Here is an 18,863-nt window from a genome sequence, read left to right as displayed (position 1 = left end):
GGGCATGCGCCGGCAAACGCCGTGGCACGCTACCGGCAATGGACCGAAAACGGCCCGCTTTGCCGGCGGGTGGCAAGCTTAACGCCGTCTGCCGGCTCAGCCTAGGGGCTGTCTTGCCTGCTTGGGTAACCGAGCGGGTAGCAAATCCACAGGGCATCAAGCCTTCTGATGAACGGCACACTCTGGCAGCGGCCGTCTGCCTCCTGTTCTGCGAACTCGCTACAGCATGACAAACCCACCTGCTATCTGGGTTTTTGCCGGCGCGCCAATTAGCGTCTAGGCTCATTTTCAATTCGCCTTGGAGCCTGCCCCATGCCCTGCGAGCCGCACGATAGCAAGCCATTTCCACTGGCGCGGCAGCACGGCTGCTCCCCCGTCCGATGGGGCAAGACGCCTGAAACATCCGGCAATCGCACTTCTACCAGGCCCTTCGCCAGCTTGCCCCTGGCCAGAGCCTGAAGTGGCGGCTACTTCGCCGAACCGCCTTTGCCGACCAGCACAAATAACCGTAACGCGTAACGAAAGCGCCCTCCGAATACTGATGTGTTTGCGCAAGGGAGTTTCAGATGCCAATAACTGCACCGGTATCACGGCCTGAACAATATCGCGCGCTAGGTCTCTCCACCCTGGCCTTCACGCTGTGCTTTGCGGTCTGGACGATCTTTTCCATCCTGGGTTTGCAGCTCAAGGGCGACTTCAACCTGACCGACACTCAGCTCGGACTGTTGATGGCCACGCCAGTGCTCACAGGCTCCTTGTCGCGGCCGTTACTGGGCGTGTGGACCGACCGTTTTGGCGGGCGCTGGGTGTTCGGCCTGTTAATGCTGTTGTCCGCGCTGTTCATCTACCTGCTGACTCTGGCCAACAGCTATTACATGCTACTGCTGGGTGCCTTGGGCGTCGGTCTGGCCGGCGGCGCCTTCAGTGTCGGCGTGGCCTATACCTCGGCCTGGTTCGAGCCTGAGCGCCAGGGCACGGCACTGGGCATTTTCGGCGCCGGCAACGTTGGCGCCGGTCTCACCAACTTTGCGGCGCCCTTCCTGCTCCTGGCGCTGGGCTGGCAGGGCACCGCGCTGGTCTATGCCACCGTGCTGGCGATCATGGGCGTCGGCTTCATTGCCCTGGCACGCAACGACCCCCAGAGCAGCGAACGCCAAGCCCAGCCCTTGCCACTCAAGGAGCAACTGGCTCCGTTGGGAGAGCTGCGGGTCTGGCGTTTCTCGCTCTACTACTTCTTTGTGTTTGGCGGTTTTATCGCCCTCGCCCTCTGGCTGCCCCATTACTTGATGCAGGTCTACGGCCTTAGCCTGGCCGCCGCCGGCATGGTGGCGGCGCTGTACACGGTGCCCGCTTCGGTATTTCGCATCCTCGGCGGCTGGCTGTCCGACCGCTACGGGGCCCGGCGGGTGATGTACTGGACGCTGACCGCTTCGGTGATCAGCACCTTCCTGCTCAGCTACCCGCCGACTCGTTATATCGTCACCGGCGTTGAGGGCGAGATCAGCTTTTCCCTGACCCTGAACGTCGTCGCCTTCGCGCTGCTAACCATGGTGCTGGGCTTCTTCATGTCGCTGGGCAAGGCCGCGGTGTTCAAGCACATCCCGGTCTACTACCCCAAGCATGTCGGCATTGTCGGTGGGGTGGTCGGCATGGTCGGTGGTCTGGGCGGCTTTTTCCTGCCGCTGACCTTCGGCATGCTCAACGATGTGATCGGCATCTGGCAAAGCACCTTCATGCTGATGTTCCTGATCGCTGCTGGCTCCCTGGCCTGGATGCACTATTCGATTCGCCAGGCCGAGCGGGTGGAATGGCCGCAGCAACGCGAGACGCGCGACCTGCCGGAACTGTCCACGCCCAACGCCTTCGTGCTGCTTGACTGGCGACCCGAAGACAGCACCTTCTGGGCCACCCAGGGCAAGCCCATCGCCGCGCGCAACCTGTGGATCTCGATCCCCAACCTGCTGCTGGGTTTTGCCATCTGGATGGTCTGGTCGGTGGTGGTCGCCAAACTGCCCCTGCTCGGTTTCGACTACAGCCCCAACCAGCTGTTCTGGCTGGCCGCCCTGCCCGGTTTGTCGGGCGCCACGCTGCGGATTTTCTACAGCTTCATGGTGCCGATCTTCGGTGGCCGGCGCTGGACGGCCCTGTCCACCGGCTCGCTGCTGCTGCCGGCGCTGTGGATCGGTTTCGCCGTGCAGGACCCGAACACCCCCTACCTGATCATGCTGATCCTCGCCTTGCTGTGCGGCCTGGGCGGCGGCAACTTCTCATCGAGCATGGCCAATATCTCGTTCTTCTTCCCGAAGAGTGAAAAAGGCAAGGCCATGGGCCTCAATGCCGGCCTAGGCAACCTCGGCGTCAGCATCATGCAGTTTCTGGTGCCACTGGTGATCACCATCGGCGTGTTCGGCGCGCTGGGCGGCGAACCCCGGCAAACCAATACAGGTCAGTCGTTGTGGCTGCAGAACGCCGGTTTCATCTGGGTGCCCTTCATCATCCTCGCCACGCTGGCCGCCTGGTTCGGCATGAACGACATTGCCAGTGCCAAATCCTCGTTCGCCGACCAACTGGTGATTTTCAAGCGCAAGCACACCTGGCTGATGAGCGTCCTCTATACCGGCACCTTTGGCAGCTTTATCGGCTTTTCCGCCGGCTTTCCGCTGCTGGCTGGCAATCAGTTTCCCAACGTCGACGTGCTCAAATTCGCGTTCTTCGGCCCGCTGGTGGGTGCGCTGAGTCGCGCCTTCTCCGGCGGCCTGGCCGACCGACTCGGCGGCGCCAAGGTCAGCCTGTGGGTATTCGTGGCAATGTCGCTGTGCGTGGTGGGCGTGCTGTTCTTCCTCGGCATCAAGGATCAGCCTGGCGCTTTCTGGGGCTTCTTCGGCATGTTCCTGTTGCTGTTCTTCTTCTCCGGCGTCGGCAATGCCAGCACCACACAGATGATTCCGGCGATCTTCCGCACCATGACGCCGCGCCTGACGCCACACCTGCCCCCCGCCGAACAAGCCATGCAAAGCGAGCGTGAATCCGCCGCCGCCGTCGGCTTCATTTCGGCCATCGCCGCCTATGGCGCCTTCTTCATTCCGAAAGCCTACGGCACCTCGATCAGCATGACCGGCGGCGCCGAAATGGCGTTGTACGGTTTCATCCTGTTCTACCTGTTGTGCATCGCGTTGACCTGGTTCTACTACACCCGCCGGAATGCGGAGGTGCCCTGCTAAAGGGTCTGACACCTAGCCACGGGGTGGGCCTGACATCCCGTCGAGGAGGCAAACAAGATGAGTCATTTCATTGACCGCCTGAAGTACTTCACCACCCGCCCGGCAGAGTTTGCCGATGGACATGGCGAAACCCGCGACGAGACCCGTGACTGGGAAGACGGCTACCGTCAGCGCTGGCAATACGACAAGATCGCTCGCTCGACCCACGGGGTGAACTGCACCGGCTCGTGCAGCTGGAAGATCTACGTCAAGAACGGCCTGGTGACGTGGGAAACCCAGCAGACCGACTACCCCCGCACCCGTCCCGACTTGCCCAACCATGAGCCGCGCGGCTGCCCGCGCGGCGCCAGCTACTCCTGGTACCTGTACAGCGCCAATCGCCTCAAATACCCGCTGATTCGCAAACCGCTGATCCAGCTGTGGCGCGCCGCCCTGGCGCGGCATACCGACCCGGTGGACGCCTGGGCGAGCATCGTCGAGAACCCGGACAGCACCAAACAGTACAAACACGATCGCGGTCTCGGTGGTTTCGTACGCGCCGACTGGGACGAGATGCAGACGCTGATCGCTGCCGCCAACGTTTACACCGCCAAGCAATACGGGCCAGACCGCATCATCGGCTTTTCGCCTATTCCCGCCATGTCGATGGTCAGCTACGCCGCCGGCACCCGCTACCTGTCACTGATCGGCGGGGTGTGCCTGAGCTTCTATGACTGGTACTGCGACCTGCCGCCCTCCAGCCCGCAAACCTGGGGCGAGCAGACCGACGTGCCGGAATCGGCCGACTGGTACAACTCCGGCTACATCATCGCCTGGGGTTCCAATGTGCCGCAGACGCGCAGCCCCGACGCGCATTTCTTCACCGAGGTGCGCTACAAGGGCACCAAGACCGTGGCCATCACCCCGGACTATGCGGAGGTGTCCAAGCTCTGTGATGAGTGGCTGAGCCCCAAACAGGGCACCGACTCGGCGCTGGCCATCGCCATGGGCCACGTGATCTTCAAGGAATTCCACCTGGAGAGTCCCAGCGCCTATTTCACCGACTACGTGCGGCGCTACACCGACATGCCAATCCTGGTGGAGCTGGAACCCCGCGCCGATGGCAGCCTGGTGCCCGGCAAGCAACTGCGCGCCAGCGACATCGCCGACAACCTGGGCCAGGCCAACAATCCCGAATGGAAAACCCTGGCCTGGGACGAAACCGGCGACCGCCTGGTGGTGCCTCGCGGCTCCATCGGCTTTCGCTGGGGCGAGGATGGACACTGGAACCTGGAACCGGTGGACGCGGACGGCCAGGACGTGTCCCTGGCACTGTCGCTGCTTGGCCGTCATGACGACGTGGCCCGCGTCGGCTTCCCCTATTTCGGCGGCATCCAGCATGCGCACTTCCCCCATACCACCGTGCGCGACGTGCTCTACCACCATGTGCCCGCCAAGCGCGTGCAACTGGCCGATGGCCGCCAGGTGCTGGCGGCGACGGTGTTCGACCTGATGGCCGCCAACCACGGCATCGACCGTGGCTTGCGGGCCACCATCGGCGGCAGCGGTGAAGACGACGGCGCCACCGCCTACGACCAGATCAAGCCCTACACCCCGGCCTGGCAGGAAACCATCACCGGCGTGCCCGCCGCCCAGCTGACCCGCCTGGCCCGTGAGTTCGCGCAAAACGCGGACAAGACTCGCGGCCGCTCGATGATCATCGTCGGTGCCGGGGTCAACCACTGGTACCACATGGACATGACCTACCGCGGACTGATCAATCTGTTGATCATGTGCGGCTGCATCGGTCAGACCGGCGGCGGCTGGTCGCACTATGTCGGCCAGGAAAAGCTGCGCCCGCAGACCGGCTGGACGCCGCTGGCCTTCGCCCTCGACTGGCACCGACCGCCGCGCCACATGAACGGCACCTCGTTCTTTTACAACCACTCCAGCCAGTGGCGCTTCGAGAAGCTCAAGGTCAACGAGATCCTCTCGCCCTTGGCGCCGCCGGAGAAATACCGCGGCAGCTTGATCGACTTCAACGTACGCGCCGAACGCATGGGCTGGCTGCCCAGCGCGCCGCAGCTCGACCGCAACCCGCTGCGCCTGGCCGCCGAAGCGCAAGCCGCCGGCAAGCGCACGCAGGATTATGTGGTCGATCAGCTGAAAAGCGGCGCCCTGCGCTTCGCCTCGGAGGACCCGGACAATCCGGTCAACTTTCCGCGCAACCTGTTCGTCTGGCGTTCCAACCTGCTGGGTTCCTCCGGCAAGGGCCACGAATACATGCTGCGCTACCTGCTGGGCACTCGCCACGATCTGCTGGGGAACGACCTGGGCAAGACCGGCGGCGACAAGCCGGAGGAAGTCGTCTGGCGCGACGAGCCGGGCGAAGGCAAGCTCGACCTGCTGGTGACTCTGGACTTCCGCATGTCCACCACCTGCCTGTATTCGGACATCGTGCTGCCCACCGCCACCTGGTACGAAAAGAACGACCTGAACACGTCGGACATGCACCCCTTCATTCACCCGCTGACCGCCGCCACCGACCCGGCCTGGGAAGCGCGCAGCGACTGGGACATCTACGACGGCATCGCCAAGGCGTTCGCCCGGGTGTGCGTCGGTCACCTGGGCGAGGAAACCGACCTGGTCACCCTGCCCCTGCAACACGATTCTCCCAGTGAACTGGCCCAGCCCGAGGTGCGCGACTGGAAGCGCGGCGAATGCGAGGCGATTCCCGGCAAGACCATGCCGTCACTGGTGGAGGTCAAGCGTAATTACCCGGAAACCTACGAACGCTTCAGCTCCGTCGGAACCCTGCTGGACACCATCGGCAACGGTGGCAAGGGCATCGCCTGGAAAACCGAGGAGGAAATCGACCTGCTCGGCAAGCTCAACTACCGCAAGCAGGACGGCTCGGCCAAGGGGCGTCCGCGCATCGCCTCGGCGCTGGACGCCGCCGAGATGATCCTCGCCCTGGCGCCGGAAACCAACGGCAACGTGGCAATCAAGGCCTGGGCGGCGCTGTCGAAGATCACCGGCCGCGACCACACCCACCTGGCGCTGCCCAAGGAAGACGAGAAGATCCGCTTTCGCGACCTGGTTTCGCAGCCGCGCAAGATCATCTCCAGCCCCACCTGGTCAGGGCTGGAAGATGAGCATGTCTCCTACAACGCCTGCTACACCAACGTCCATGAGCTGATTCCCTGGCGCACGCTTACCGGCCGCCAGCAGCTGTATCAGGATCACCCATGGATGCGTGACTTCGGCGAGAGCCTGATGGTCTACCGCCCGCCCATCGACACCAAGGCGCCGGCCGGCGTGGCCGAACACAAGGCGATCAGCAACGGCAATCCGGAGATCATCCTCAACTGGCTGACTCCCCACCAGAAATGGGGCATCCACTCCACCTACAGCGACAACCTGCTGATGCAGGTGCTGTCGCGCGGCGGGCCGATCGTCTGGATGTCGGAAACCGACGCCAAGAGCATCGGTGTCGAGGACAACGACTGGATCGAGTTGTACAACGCCAACGGCGCGGTGGCCGCCCGCTCGGTGGTCAGCCAGCGGGTCAAGGTGGGCACGGTGATGATGTACCACGCCCAGGAACGCATCCTGAATACACCCGGCAGCGAGATCTCCGGCACCCGTGGCGGCATTCACAACTCGGTGACGCGCGTGTGTCCCAAACCCACCCACATGATCGGCGGCTACGCGCAGCTCTCCTATGGCTTCAACTACTACGGCACCGTCGGCTCCAACCGCGACGAGTTCGTCATCGTGCGCAAGATGAAGCACGTCAACTGGCTGGATGGCGAAGGTAACGACTACACCCAGGAGGCCGTGAAATGAAAATCCGCTCGCAAGTCGGCATGGTGATGAACCTGGACAAGTGCATCGGCTGCCACACCTGTTCGGTCACCTGCAAGAACGTTTGGACCAGCCGGGAAGGCATCGAATACGCCTGGTACAACAACGTCGAGACCAAGCCCGGCATCGGCTATCCCAAGGAGTGGGCCAACCAGAAAAAGTGGCGCGGTGGCTGGGTGCGCAATGCGGACGGCTCGATCAACCCGCGCATCGGCGGCAAGTGGCGGGTGCTGGCGAATATCTTCGCCAACCCCGACCTGCCGGAGATCGACGACTACTACGAACCCTTCACCTTCGACTACCAGCACCTGCACACCGCCAAGGCCGGCGAGCATCAACCGACCGCCCGGCCGCGCTCACGCATCTCCGGGCAGCGCATGAACAAGATCGAGTGGGGCCCCAACTGGGAAGAAATTCTCGGCACCGAGTTCGCCAAGCGCCGTAAGGACGTCAACTTCGATCGCATCGAGGCCGACATTTACGGCCAGTTCGAAAACACCTTCATGATGTACCTGCCGCGCCTGTGCGAGCACTGCCTGAACCCCAGTTGTGTGGCGTCCTGCCCGAGCGGCGCGATCTACAAGCGCGAAGAAGACGGCATTGTGCTGATCGATCAGGACAAGTGCCGGGGCTGGCGCATGTGCATCAGCGGTTGCCCGTACAAGAAGATCTATTACAACTGGAAGAGCGGCAAATCCGAGAAGTGCATCTTCTGCTTCCCGCGCATCGAGGTCGGCCAGCCGACGGTGTGTTCGGAAACCTGCGTGGGGCGCATTCGCTATCTGGGTGTGCTGCTGTATGACGCCGACCGCATCGGCGAAGTGGCCGCCGCGCCGGATGAGCGCGACCTGTACCGGCGCCAGTGCGATATCTTCCTCGACCCCCATGACCCGGCGATCATTGCCCAGGCGCGCAAGGACGGTGTCACCGACAACGTGATCAAGGCCGCGCAGGCCTCGCCGGTGTACAAGCTGGCCATGGACTGGGGCCTGGCGCTGCCGCTGCACCCGGAGTTCCGCACGCTACCGATGGTCTGGTACGTGCCGCCGCTGTCGCCCATTCAATCCGCTGCCGAGGCCGGGCACATCGAGTTCGACGGCGTGCTGCCGAAGATCGAGTCGCTGCGCATTCCGGTGCGCTACCTGGCCAACATGCTCACCGCCGGCGACGAGGCGCCGGTGGTGCTGGCCCTCAAGCGCCTGATGGCCATGCGCGTGTACATGCGCGGCAAGCACGTGGACGGCGTACTCAACACCGAAGTGCTCGATCAGGTCGGCCTCAGCCAGGCGCAGGTCGAGGACATGTACCGCTACCTGGCCATCGCCAACTACGAGGATCGCTTCGTGATCCCCACCGCCCACCGTGAGATGGCCCGCGACGCCTATCCCGAACGCAACGGCTGCGGCTTCACCTTCGGCAATGGCTGCCAGGGCGGCAAGAACCAGACCAGCCTGTTCGGCGGCAAAAAAGCCACCACCACCCTGGTCAAACCCGTCGAGGAATTCGACCCGCTGGAGGACATGCGTCATGAATAGTCCCGCCGCCGCCCCTCATGAGGTCGTGCAAGGCCTGCGCAGTCTGCGGGCCCTGGCACGGCTGCTCGACTACCCCTCGGCCGACCTGCAGCTCGCCGCCGACGAACTGGCGGGCATCCTGACGGGCGAAGCGCGCCTGGATGCCCGCCTGCGGGCACGCTTCGCCGACTGGTGCCAGCACCTGGCCCAGGCGCCGCTGCTGGATCTGCAGGCCGAGTATGTCGAGCTGTTCGACCGCGGGCGCGCCACCTCGCTGTTGCTGTTCGAGCATGTGCATGGCGAGTCGCGCGCCCGTGGCCAGGCGATGGTCGACCTGCTGGCCGAATACGAGGCCGCCGGCTTCGCCCTGGATGCACGGGAGCTGCCGGACCATCTGCCCCTGTTCCTCGAATACCTGTCGACCCGTGACGAACAGGACATCGGCCGCTGGCTGGGCGAGATCAGCCACATTCTTGCCCTGCTTACCGCGCGTTTGGAAGAGCGCAACGCCAGCCACGCCTTGGTGCCCCACGCGCTACTCGCGCTGATCGGCGCCACCGAGCAGATCGACCAGCACCGCCCGACCGTGGCCGCCGAGGAGCCGGACCACACGCCACAGGCGCTGGATCAAGTCTGGGAAGAAGAAGTCGTGCGTTTTTCAGCCACGTCCGATGAAGACTGTGCGCTTCAATCCGCCGAAGGGCGACGCCTGGCCGAACGCAAATACGCGTCGGCTCCGCAGGTCGTAACCGTCATGCCCGCCAGCCCGTCGTCGACAGTGACCGACAGTCACCAGTAGGAGCGCCGCCATGTTCGCCGAATATCTACAGCACCTGATCTATGGCTATTACCCCTACCTGGCCGGTACCGTGTTCCTGGTCGGCAGCCTGTTGCGCTTCGACCACGGGCAATACACCTGGAAAGCGCACTCCAGCCAGATCCTGTCGAAAAAGAACATGCGCCTGGCCAGCAACCTGTTCCACGTTGGCATCCTGGTGATCTTCTTCGGTCACCTGTTCGGCATGCTCACGCCGCACTGGATGTACGGACGCTTCATCAGCGCAGGCGACAAGCAACTGTTGGCCATCATCATCGGTGGCATCGCCGGGGCCATGGTGGTGATCGGCGGCGGCATGCTGCTGTATCGACGCTTGTTCAATCCCCGGATCAAGGCGACTTCGGGTGCGATGGACAACCTGATTCTTGCGCTGATCGTATTTCAGGCCTGCCTGGGAATGGTCACCATCATCTTCTCCCTCGGCCACCTCGAGGGCGATGTGATGCTGACCCTGGCGTCCTGGGCGCAAGCCATCGTGTTCTTCAACGGCGGCGCGGCGAACTACCTGGAAGAAGTCTCATGGATCTACAAGGTCCATATCTTCGTCGGCCTGACCATCATCTTCCTGTTCCCCTTCACCCGGCTGGTGCATGTCTGGAGCATTCCGCTGGGCTACCTGGGGCGTAATTACCAGATCGTGCGCAAGCGCGGCTGAGCGCGAGGTTTGTGATGGAACTGATCGAAATCAAAACCCTGCAGGAAGCACCTGCCCCGGTCATTCGCGTCGGCGCGGTGGAGTTCGGCGAAGCGGAAATCGCCAGGGAAACGCCCTTTCACCCAGCCGCCTCGCTGGCCGAAGCCCAGCTCCAGGCCGCTCGCGCCCTGGTGGTGCGCGAACTGCTCAGCCAGCGCGCCGCAGAGCTGGGGTTACCGCCGGTGGTGGATGCCGAGGGGCAAGAAAACGATGAGGCCATGGCCGTTCTGCTGGAGCGCGAACTGGCCGTACCCGAGCCCGACGAAGCCGCCTGCCGGCGCTTTTTCGAGACTCACCGGCAGCGCTTTTCCGCACCCAGCCGCTTGCGAGTGCGCCACATCCTGCTTGCGGCAGCGCCGGACGATCCCCGCGCACGCGATGCCCAGTACCGCCTCGGCCAGAAGCTGCTGCGCCAACTGGGCGAGGCGCCCGAGCGCTTCACCGAACTGGCCCAGCGTTATTCGGCCTGCCCTTCCAAGGGCGAAGGCGGTGAACTGGGCTGGTTGGGTGAAGGCCAGACCGTCGCCGAACTGGACCGCGCGCTACAGCATCTGCCGGAGGGCCTGCATGAACGACCGCTGGCCTCGCGCTATGGATGGCACATCATCAGCATCGACGAACGTCAGGAGGCCCGTCCGCTGCCCTATGAACAGGTTGCCGAGCGGGTACGCCACAGCTTGCGTGAACAGGCTACGCGCCGCGCCCTGCGTCATTACCTGCTGGCTCTGGAGGAGGCAATCGGTGTCGAGGGCCTGCGCCTGGATGGCGATGCGGACGGTAGCCTGATGCAGTGACGACGCCCGACAGACCGCCGCAGGGCAACGGTTCGATCGGAAAGGTGAAGACACAGCCAAGGGCAAGCATCCATGTCGGCAAAATGGCTAGCCATCGGTACCCTGCTTGGCGTGGGCATCGGTGCGCTAATGGGCAACATCACACTGGGCATCGGTATTGGCATTGCTCTGGGCATCGCGCTGGAGATTATGCAGCGCCCCGGCGATCGTTGACTCCGGTCATGGCACCTCTCCGAACAGAGCGGACAATGCCTGAATGTTAGCCTTGAGATGTCCGCATGAAACCCATCAAGATCGGTTATCTGGCCCTGCTGCTGGTTCTTACCGTACTCTGGCTGCCGGCCGATCCGCTGCTGCCGCCCACTTTCGGATACTTCGATGTACGCCATATGCTGGTGACTTACACCGGCATCATCGGCATCGGGGTGATGAGCGTGGGCATGCTGCTGGCGCTCCGCCCGGTGCGGATCGAGCCCTTATTCGGCGGGCTGGACAAGACCTACCGGCTGCACAAATGGCTGGGTATTACCGCTCTGGTGGTGTCGATCATCCATTGGCTTTGGGCCCAGGGCACCAAATGGGCGGTCGGCTGGGGCCTGTTGACCAAGCCGCACAAGGGACCGCAGCCCGAGCAGACAGTCGAGCTGTTTCGATTCTTCCGCAGCCAGCGCGGCCTGGCCGAAAGCATCGGCGAATGGGCGTTCTACGCACTGGTCTTGCTAGTCGTCCTGGCTCTACTCAAGCGCTTCCCTTACCGGTATTTCTTCAAGACGCACCGTGTGCTGGCGCTGGTCTACCTAGCGCTGGTCGTACACTCGGTGGTGCTGATGCCGTTCGAATTCTGGAGCGCACCCATCGGCCTGCTGATGCTAATCCTCATGGCCGGCGGCACGCTCGCCGCCTTTATCTCGCTGTTCCAGCGCGTCGGTTATAAACGCCGCGCCGTGGGTGAAATCGAGGAAGTGCTGCACCACCGCGACAACCGCGTGCTGAAGTTCGCCATCACGCTGAAAGATCGCTGGCCCGGCCACCAGGCCGGCCAGTTCGCCTTCGTGACCCTAGACCCGCACGAAGGCGCGCACCCCTATACCATTTCTTCGGCCTGGCACGGCGACGGCCGTATGTTTTTTCTGGTCAAGGGGCTCGGTGACTACACCAACACATTGCCCGACACGGTAAAAGTCGGCGATCTGGTCAGTATCGAAGGGCCCTACGGCCGTTTCGACTTCAGCTGCGGCAAGCCACGCCAGATCTGGGTCGCCGGCGGTATCGGCATCACCCCGTTCATTGCCCGCCTGCAGGCGCTAGCCAAGCAGCCCGATGGCAAGGCCATCGATCTGTTCTACAGCACCAAGGAGCCTGACGAAGGGTTTATCGAGCGGGTTCGCCAGCTTGCGCAGCGTGCCGGGGTGCGCCTGCACGTACTGGTGACGAGGCGTGACGGAAGGCTGGACGGCGAGCGCATCCGTCAACTTGTCCCGGAATGGCCGTCCGCAACGTTCTGGTTCTGCGGCCCGGCCGGCTTTGGTCAGGCGCTGCGGGAGGATTTCAAGGCCCACGGCCTGGCCGAAGCCGACTTTCACCAGGAACTCTTCGATATGCGCTGAAAGCCTGCACCCTGTTGTACAGGCAAACCCGTGCCACCCCCCACTTAGCGCCCCGCGGTTCAGGCCTTGGTCGATGGGCGTATTTCATCAGATAGCCCCCCCGAGGGCGGGCCGAACGCAACAGTACCTGCGTCGGCCATAGCACTGCGGGTAACCTCCGGGTCCAGCTCGGCCAGGGCCTGGAACTGACTGACGAACACTCGCCCGCCGAAATGCTGGAGAAACTCCGAGCGTCTGAGCCGGTCCATAACCGGTCCCTTGACCTCGGACAGGTGCAATTGGATACCGGCGGTGCGCAAGCGCTCAACGATCATCTCCACGCTTTCCAGAGCGCTGGCGTCGATCAGGTTTACGCCCGAGCACATCAGGACCAGATGCTCGATCGCCGGATGCTGGGCCACCAGTTCGATGATGCGCTCCTCCAGGTAGCGGGCATTGGGGAAGTACAGGCTCTCATCCACCCGCAGCGACAGCACCTTCGGGCTTTGCACCACCTCGAAGCGCTCGACGTTGCGAAAATGCTCACTGCCCGGCAACTGCCCCACCACCGCCATATGCGGGCGACTGGTACGCCAGAGAAACAACAGCAGCGACAGGCCCATGCCGAGCAGCACACCCGCCTCGACGCCAACCAGCAACACGCCAAGCAGCGTGGCGAGCTGAGCGGCGCCATCCTGCCGCGAATAGCGCCAGGTACGGCGCAAGGAGCGAAGATCCACCAGCTTGAGCACGGCGACGATGATGGTCGCCGCCAGCACAGCCTGCGGCAGATCGCGCAGCCAGGGGGTGAAGAACAGCACACCCACGGCCATGGCGACGGCGCTGAACACCCCGGCCATCGGGGTGCGGGCACCGGCGTCGAAGTTGACCACGGAGCGAGAAAAGCCTCCCGTGACGGGCAGACCTCCCGCCACTGCAGCCGCCAGATTGGCCGCACCGAGCCCGGCCAATTCATTGTCCGGATCGATGCGCTCACGGCGTCGAGCCGCCAGACTTTGCCCCACCGACACCGACTCGACGAAGCCGACCAGGCTGATCAGCAGCGCCGCTGGCAATAGCTGACGCGCCAACATCCAGTCCCACTCCGGCAACTGCGGCACCGGCAAGCCCCGGGGAATTTCACCCACCACCGCTACGCCCTGCTGCGCCAGGCCCAGCCCGCCGACCACCGCAATCGACAGCACCAGCAGCAACGCCGGCATGATCCGGCTCCAGGTGACGGAACAGCCATGCCGCCGCAGCAGCTCCGTAAACGGCGCGCCAGCCCACCACAGCAGCGCCAGGCTGCCGACGCCGAGAATCAGCGTCGGCATGTGCAGCTGCGGCAGCAGGATCAACAGGCGCGGCAGGAGCTCCGGCAATGTCGAGCCCTGCAGGGGTATGCCAAACAGGTGGCGCAACTGGCTCAGGACAATCAGCAGTGCCGAAGCGGTTATGAAGCCGGAAATCACCGGATGACTGAGAAAACTGGCCAGAAAGCCCAAACGCAACACCGCCATGCCGGCCAGAAGCAACCCGGACAGCAGCGCCAGCAACAGTGCGGCGCCCTGGTACTCGGCAGTACCCGGAGCGAACAAGGGCGTCAGCGCGGCGGCGGTCATCAGCGAAATCACCGCCACCGGCCCCACCGCCAGGGTGCGGCTGGAGCCGAACAGCGCATAGGCGATCAACGGCAAGATGCTGGCGTACAGACCCGCCTGCGGCGGCAGCCCGGCCAGCAGCGCATACGCCAGGCTTTGCGGGATCAGCATCAAGGTGACGATCAGCGCCGCCAGTCCATCCGGAAGCGCGGTTTCCCGGCGGTAGCCGGGAACCCAGTGCATGAAGGGGAACCAGCGGCGCACGTTCATCGGTACCTCAGAGCTGGTTCAGCGGGATTTTCAGGTAACGCACGCCGTTGTCTTCCGCTGGCGGCAGCTCGCCGGCGCGCATGTTGACCTGCACCGAAGGCAGGATCAGCACCGGCATGTCCAGCGTGGCATCGCGCGCCTGGCGCATGGTCACGAACTGCTCCTCGCTGACGCCCTGATGAATATGCACATTGCGCTGACGCTGTTCGCCCACGGTGCTCTGGTAGTGATGCTCGGTACGCCCGGCGGGCAGGTAGTCGTGGCACATGAACAGCCGGGTGTCGTCAGGTAGTGCAAACAGGTGCTGGATCGATTGATACAGGGCATGTGCGTCGCCACCCGGGAAATCGCAGCGGGCAGTTCCGTAGTCCGGCATGAACAGCGTGTCGCCGACGAAAGCGGCATCGCCGATCAGGTAGGTCATGCACGCGGGCGTATGTCCCGGGGTGTGCATGGCACACGCTTCGAGCGAGCCGATCGCAAAGCGCTCACCATCAGCGAACAGGCGGTCGAACTGACTGCCGTCCGTGGCAAAACCGGCCTCGGCGTTGAACAGCGGGCCGAAGGTCCGTTGTACCTGGGAGATCTGCGCGCCAATGGCCAGCGTGCCGCCGAGCGTCGAGCGGACATAGGCCGCCGCGGAGAGATGGTCGGCATGCACGTGGGTTTCCAGCAGCCACTCCACCTGCAGCTCGTGTTCGCGCACATAGGCAATCAGCCTGTCGGCGCTCGCATGGGAGGTACGGCCCGAAGCCGGGTCGTAATCCAGCACCGGGTCGACGATGGCACAGCGGCCTGTGGCCGAGTCACTGACCACATAGCTGTACGTGTAGGTAGCGGGGTCGAAAAACGCTTCAATGACCGGTTGCATGCCTTCTCTCCTCTTGGAATCAAACCGCCGGCTCGCTGTGCAGACGGGTACGTTCAGCGGCGTGGGCACTGCGATCGACTTCTGCTAACGCCACGAAGCGGTAACCCAGGCAGCCCTGCACACGGATGATTTTCAGGCGCGCTGGCGTTCCAGCACAGAAAACAGCCACATTCCGGCGAACATGGCCAACACGAACAACAGGATCTGCCAGTAGCCGGTGAGCATCAGCGCCACCGCCGGTCCCGGACAGATGCCAGCGATGCCCCACCCAACCCCGAACAGCAGACTACCGCCGATCAGACGACGATCCAGTTCGCGTTTCTGCGGCAGTTGCATGGGAGCGTTCAGCAGCGAACGGGTCTGCCGGCGCGCCCAGGTAAAGGGCAGCAAGGCCACGGCGACCGCGCCGCCCATGACCAGCGCCAGCGAGGGATCCCAGTGGCCGGCCAGGTCGAGAAAGCCAATGACCTTGGCCGGATCGGCCATGCCCGACAGCAGCAAGCCGATGCCAAACAGCAATCCGGCGGCAAAAGCAGTCACCTTGCGCATATCAGCCTCCCCACAGATGACGTAGCACGAACACCGTGACAAAACCGCTGGCCATGAACGCAGCGGTTGCGGCCATGGAACGGGGCGACAGGCGTGAAATGCCACACACGCCATGGCCACTGGTGCAGCCGGAGCCATAACGGGTGCCTACCCCGACCAGCAACCCGGCCACCAGCAGACCCAGCCAGTTGGTCTGGAATTGCGGCACTGGCAGAGCGGAGAAGATCAGCCATAACAGCGGCGCGACCAGGATCCCCAGCAAAAACAGGCCTTTTTCGCCGCGCCCTTCGCTGCCCCGCTCCAGCAAGCTGGCGAGCAAGCCGCTGATGCCGGCGATACGCCCGTTCAACATCACGAACAGACCGGCGCCCAGGCCGATCAGCGCGCCGCCGGCCAATGAAGACCAGGGCGTGAAATGTGCCCAATCAATGATCATGTCGACTCTTGGCGCAAAACAGTTGATACAGGGTGGAAATTACCGCCAGCGCCTCGGGGCTGCTGATCCGGTAGTAAATCTGCTTGCCATCGCGGCGGGTTTCCACCAGGCCTTCCCGGCGCAACACGCCCAGCTGCTGGGACAGCGTCGGCTGCTGGATGCCCAGCAACGCTTCCAGCTCACTCACGTTGCGCTCGCCCTGTGACAGCTGACAGAGCAGCAGCAAACGATCGGGATTGGCCAACGCCTTGAGCAACTGCCCGGCGCTGTCGGCATTGGCGCGCAGTTTCTGGATGTCCAGGGGAAGAGGATGTGTGTCCATTAAGGGTTTCGTTCACTTAAGATGCAGACAATATATTCTTATATATATTATCTTTCAAGAAACAAATGCGCTCTGCGGAAACAACAACGCCGGGCCTTAATCACTCAGGTCCCGGCGTTGTTGCACCCTGGCTATTTCAGCGCTACGGCTACGGATCGCCGTGCACGGTCTCCAGCGCATGCGCCAGGCTTGCCCGCGACAATTCGCCGAGATGGCTGCCCACCTGGCGACCCTCGGCGTCATAGAACAGCGTGGTAGGCAACGCCCGCGAGCCTACGTGCTGGCCGAGACGCCCACCTTGGTCGAGCAGCACATTGCGCAGGCCCAGCTCGGTGGTTTCCATAAAGCGGTTGACCTCCCCCTGTCCTTCGCCCTGATTGACGAACAAAAACGTCACCTCACTGTGACGCGCCTGTGCTTCGGCCAGTACCGGCATTTCCCTGCGGCACGGCGGGCACCAGGTGGCCCACAGGTTGATGATCAAACGCTTGCCCTGGTAGTCGCTCAACGCAACCGGCGCGCCCTGGCTGTCGTATAGCGCCATCTCCGGCAGCCGCGTGCCCTGTTCCAGAGACTGCCAGACGAAATGACTCCCTCCCCAACTCAGCACACCCACCAGCAAGGCCACGCCAAGCGGCCTGCGCAACTCCCGGTTGCGCCACGCCTGCCAGAGACCCAGCGCCAGCCCGGCCAGCACCCCGGGCCAGGCCATGAAGCCACCGTCACGGATATCCAGCACGCGCCACAGCTCGTCCTGGTAGTACTCCAAATAGCGGACGACAAACGCCAGCCGCGCGATCAGCACGGCAAACAGCAGCAAACGAAACAGGTTAGGTTCAGGATTGCGCCCAGCGCGCCGACCGATCCACCAGCCGGTGAAGATTGCCAGCAACAAACTGCCAAACAGCAACACATGGGACACTGCCAAGGCCAGCGGCCCAACATTCAAGGTCAACATTTATACTCCGAACTAGACACGTCCACGGGCACCGCCCAGTTATGGCCGCGGAGAATGTACCCTTAAAACCCGAAGGTCGCGGTAAATCGGCCCTCCAGAGACAGTTGCCCACGATCCTCACCCCCTACATTCACGACGAATAACCACAAAATCGCTCGCCGACCTTTCAGTCATCGCCAGTTGTGGGCACAATCCGCGTCCTCTAATGGGAGGGGGACAATTGCCCCCTTCTGCCGGCTGAATTGGCACGGATTTCAAGATGATCAAGACACCTTATTACCTGATCGACAAACAGAAGCTGCTGGTCAATCTTGAGAAGATTGCCTACGTACGCGAGCAGTCCGGGGCCAAGGCCCTGCTGGCGCTCAAGTGCTTTGCCACCTGGTCGGTCTTCGACCTGATGCAGCAGTACATGGACGGCACAACCTCGTCGTCGCTGTACGAGCTCAAGCTGGGCCGCCAGAAGTTCGCCGGCGAAACCCACGCCTACAGCGTGGCCTGGGCCGATGACGAAATCGACGAGATGCTGGGCAACTCCGACAAGGTCATCTTCAACTCCATTGGCCAGCTGCAGCGCTTCGCCGAAGCTTCCAGCGGTGCGGTGCGCGGCTTGCGCGTCAACCCGCAGGTGAGCAGCTCCGACTACTTGCTGGCCGACCCAGCGCGTCCGTTCAGCCGTCTGGGAGAATGGGACCCGGTGAAGATCGAAGGCGTCATCGAGCAGATTTCCGGCTTCATGTTCCACAACAATTGCGAGAACGGCAGCTTTGAGCTGTTCGATCAGATGCTCACCACCATTGAGGAGCGCTTCGGCCATCTGCTGCACCAGGTGCAATGGGTCAGCCTGGGTGGCGGCATCCATTTCACTGGCGAAGGCTACCCGCTGGACGCCTTCTGCGCGCGCCTGAAAGCCTTCTCGGAACGTTACGGCGTGCAGGTCTACCTGGAGCCAGGCGAAGCGGCGATCACCCAGAGCGCATCCCTGGAAGTGACCGTGCTCGATACCCTGTACAACGGCAAGAATCTGGCGGTGGTGGACAGCTCCATCGAAGCACACATGCTCGATCTGCTGATCTACCGTCAGGATGCCAAGATGGAACCCTGCGAGGGCGAGCACACTTATATGGTGTGCGGAAAGTCCTGTCTTGCGGGTGACATCTTCGGCGAGTACCAATTCGATCGTCCGCTGACCATCGGCGATCGGCTGTCGTTCATCGACGCGGCGGGTTACACCATGGTCAAGAAAAACTGGTTCAACGGACTCAAGATGCCGGCCATCGCCGTGCGTCAACTCGATGGCGACGTCGAGTTGGTTCGCGAGTTTGGTTTCGACGACTATCTGTCCAGCCTCTCCTGAGGCGGC

Annotated in this window: 15 protein-coding genes; 9 read left to right on the top strand and 6 right to left on the bottom strand. The window is 63.2% G+C overall.

Features of this window, described 5'->3' with window-relative positions:
• The first annotated feature begins 566 nt into the window (after positions 1 to 566).
• The 8 genes from H9642_RS07825 to H9642_RS07790 all read left to right on the top strand — a co-directional run bounded on the left by H9642_RS07825 (position 567) and on the right by H9642_RS07790 (position 12,514).
• The gene (locus tag H9642_RS07825; protein ID WP_251835875.1) at positions 567 to 3,221 is read left to right on the top strand and encodes a nitrate/nitrite transporter; all 2,655 of its coding nucleotides are present in this window, start codon (positions 567 to 569) and stop codon (positions 3,219 to 3,221) included.
• A gap of 57 nt (positions 3,222 to 3,278) precedes the next feature.
• Positions 3,279 to 7,049: a nitrate reductase subunit alpha gene (locus H9642_RS07820; RefSeq protein ID WP_251835874.1), complete on the top strand. Its 3,771-nt coding sequence runs from the start codon at positions 3,279 to 3,281 to the stop codon at positions 7,047 to 7,049.
• Positions 7,046 to 8,602 (top strand): nitrate reductase subunit beta, encoded by a 1,557-nt coding sequence (gene narH, locus H9642_RS07815; RefSeq protein WP_251835873.1) that lies wholly within the window; start codon positions 7,046 to 7,048, stop codon positions 8,600 to 8,602. The genes H9642_RS07820 and narH overlap by 4 nt, the downstream gene beginning before the upstream one ends.
• Positions 8,595 to 9,380 carry a nitrate reductase molybdenum cofactor assembly chaperone gene (narJ, locus tag H9642_RS07810; RefSeq protein ID WP_251835872.1) on the top strand — a complete coding sequence of 262 codons (786 nt, stop codon included), beginning with the start codon at positions 8,595 to 8,597 and terminating at the stop codon, positions 9,378 to 9,380. Before narH ends, narJ begins: the two co-directional genes overlap by 8 nt.
• A 10-nt stretch (positions 9,381 to 9,390) precedes the next feature.
• The gene (gene narI / locus H9642_RS07805) at positions 9,391 to 10,074 is read left to right on the top strand and encodes a respiratory nitrate reductase subunit gamma (protein WP_251835871.1); all 684 of its coding nucleotides are present in this window, start codon (positions 9,391 to 9,393) and stop codon (positions 10,072 to 10,074) included.
• 14 nt (positions 10,075 to 10,088) lie between these two features.
• Positions 10,089 to 10,907 (top strand): peptidylprolyl isomerase, encoded by an 819-nt coding sequence (locus H9642_RS07800; RefSeq protein WP_251835870.1) that lies wholly within the window; start codon positions 10,089 to 10,091, stop codon positions 10,905 to 10,907.
• A gap of 72 nt (positions 10,908 to 10,979) precedes the next feature.
• Complete coding sequence (locus H9642_RS07795; RefSeq protein WP_251835869.1) at positions 10,980 to 11,120, top strand: hypothetical protein; 141 nt, start codon at positions 10,980 to 10,982, stop codon at positions 11,118 to 11,120.
• Between the two features lie 65 nt (positions 11,121 to 11,185).
• Positions 11,186 to 12,514, top strand: coding sequence for a ferredoxin reductase family protein (locus tag H9642_RS07790; RefSeq protein ID WP_251835868.1), 1,329 nt, complete (start codon positions 11,186 to 11,188; stop codon positions 12,512 to 12,514).
• Positions 12,515 to 12,573: 59 nt separating this feature from the next.
• Here H9642_RS07790 and H9642_RS07785 read toward each other — a convergent pair whose 3' ends face one another.
• The 6 genes from H9642_RS07785 to H9642_RS07760 form a co-directional block, all read right to left on the bottom strand.
• Positions 12,574 to 14,364 (bottom strand): SulP family inorganic anion transporter, encoded by a 1,791-nt coding sequence (locus H9642_RS07785; protein WP_433962684.1) that lies wholly within the window; start codon positions 14,362 to 14,364, stop codon positions 12,574 to 12,576.
• A 7-nt stretch (positions 14,365 to 14,371) separates the two neighbouring features.
• The gene (locus H9642_RS07780) at positions 14,372 to 15,235 is read right to left on the bottom strand and encodes an MBL fold metallo-hydrolase (protein WP_251835867.1); all 864 of its coding nucleotides are present in this window, start codon (positions 15,233 to 15,235) and stop codon (positions 14,372 to 14,374) included.
• Positions 15,236 to 15,367: 132 nt separating this feature from the next.
• Positions 15,368 to 15,784 (bottom strand): YeeE/YedE family protein, encoded by a 417-nt coding sequence (locus tag H9642_RS07775; RefSeq protein WP_251835866.1) that lies wholly within the window; start codon positions 15,782 to 15,784, stop codon positions 15,368 to 15,370.
• 1 nt (position 15,785) lies between these two features.
• Positions 15,786 to 16,220, bottom strand: coding sequence for a YeeE/YedE family protein (locus tag H9642_RS07770; protein WP_251835865.1), 435 nt, complete (start codon positions 16,218 to 16,220; stop codon positions 15,786 to 15,788).
• Positions 16,210 to 16,542 (bottom strand): ArsR/SmtB family transcription factor, encoded by a 333-nt coding sequence (locus H9642_RS07765; protein ID WP_251835864.1) that lies wholly within the window; start codon positions 16,540 to 16,542, stop codon positions 16,210 to 16,212. The genes H9642_RS07770 and H9642_RS07765 overlap by 11 nt, the downstream gene beginning before the upstream one ends.
• A 148-nt stretch (positions 16,543 to 16,690) precedes the next feature.
• Positions 16,691 to 17,500, bottom strand: a complete 810-nt coding sequence (locus tag H9642_RS07760) for a TlpA disulfide reductase family protein (protein WP_251835863.1) — start codon at positions 17,498 to 17,500, stop codon at positions 16,691 to 16,693.
• A gap of 259 nt (positions 17,501 to 17,759) precedes the next feature.
• On the opposite strand from H9642_RS07760, the gene H9642_RS07755 reads away from it, so the two are divergent.
• Positions 17,760 to 18,857, top strand: coding sequence for a carboxynorspermidine decarboxylase (locus H9642_RS07755; protein WP_251835862.1), 1,098 nt, complete (start codon positions 17,760 to 17,762; stop codon positions 18,855 to 18,857).
• The last annotated feature ends 6 nt before the right edge of the window (positions 18,858 to 18,863 follow it).

This window comes from Serpens gallinarum (assembly GCF_014836765.1).
GTDB classification, from domain to species: Bacteria; Pseudomonadota; Gammaproteobacteria; order Pseudomonadales; family Pseudomonadaceae; genus Serpens; species Serpens gallinarum.
The sequence above is the reverse complement of the archived record's forward strand: the minus strand, read 5'-3'. Positions and strand labels throughout refer to the sequence as shown.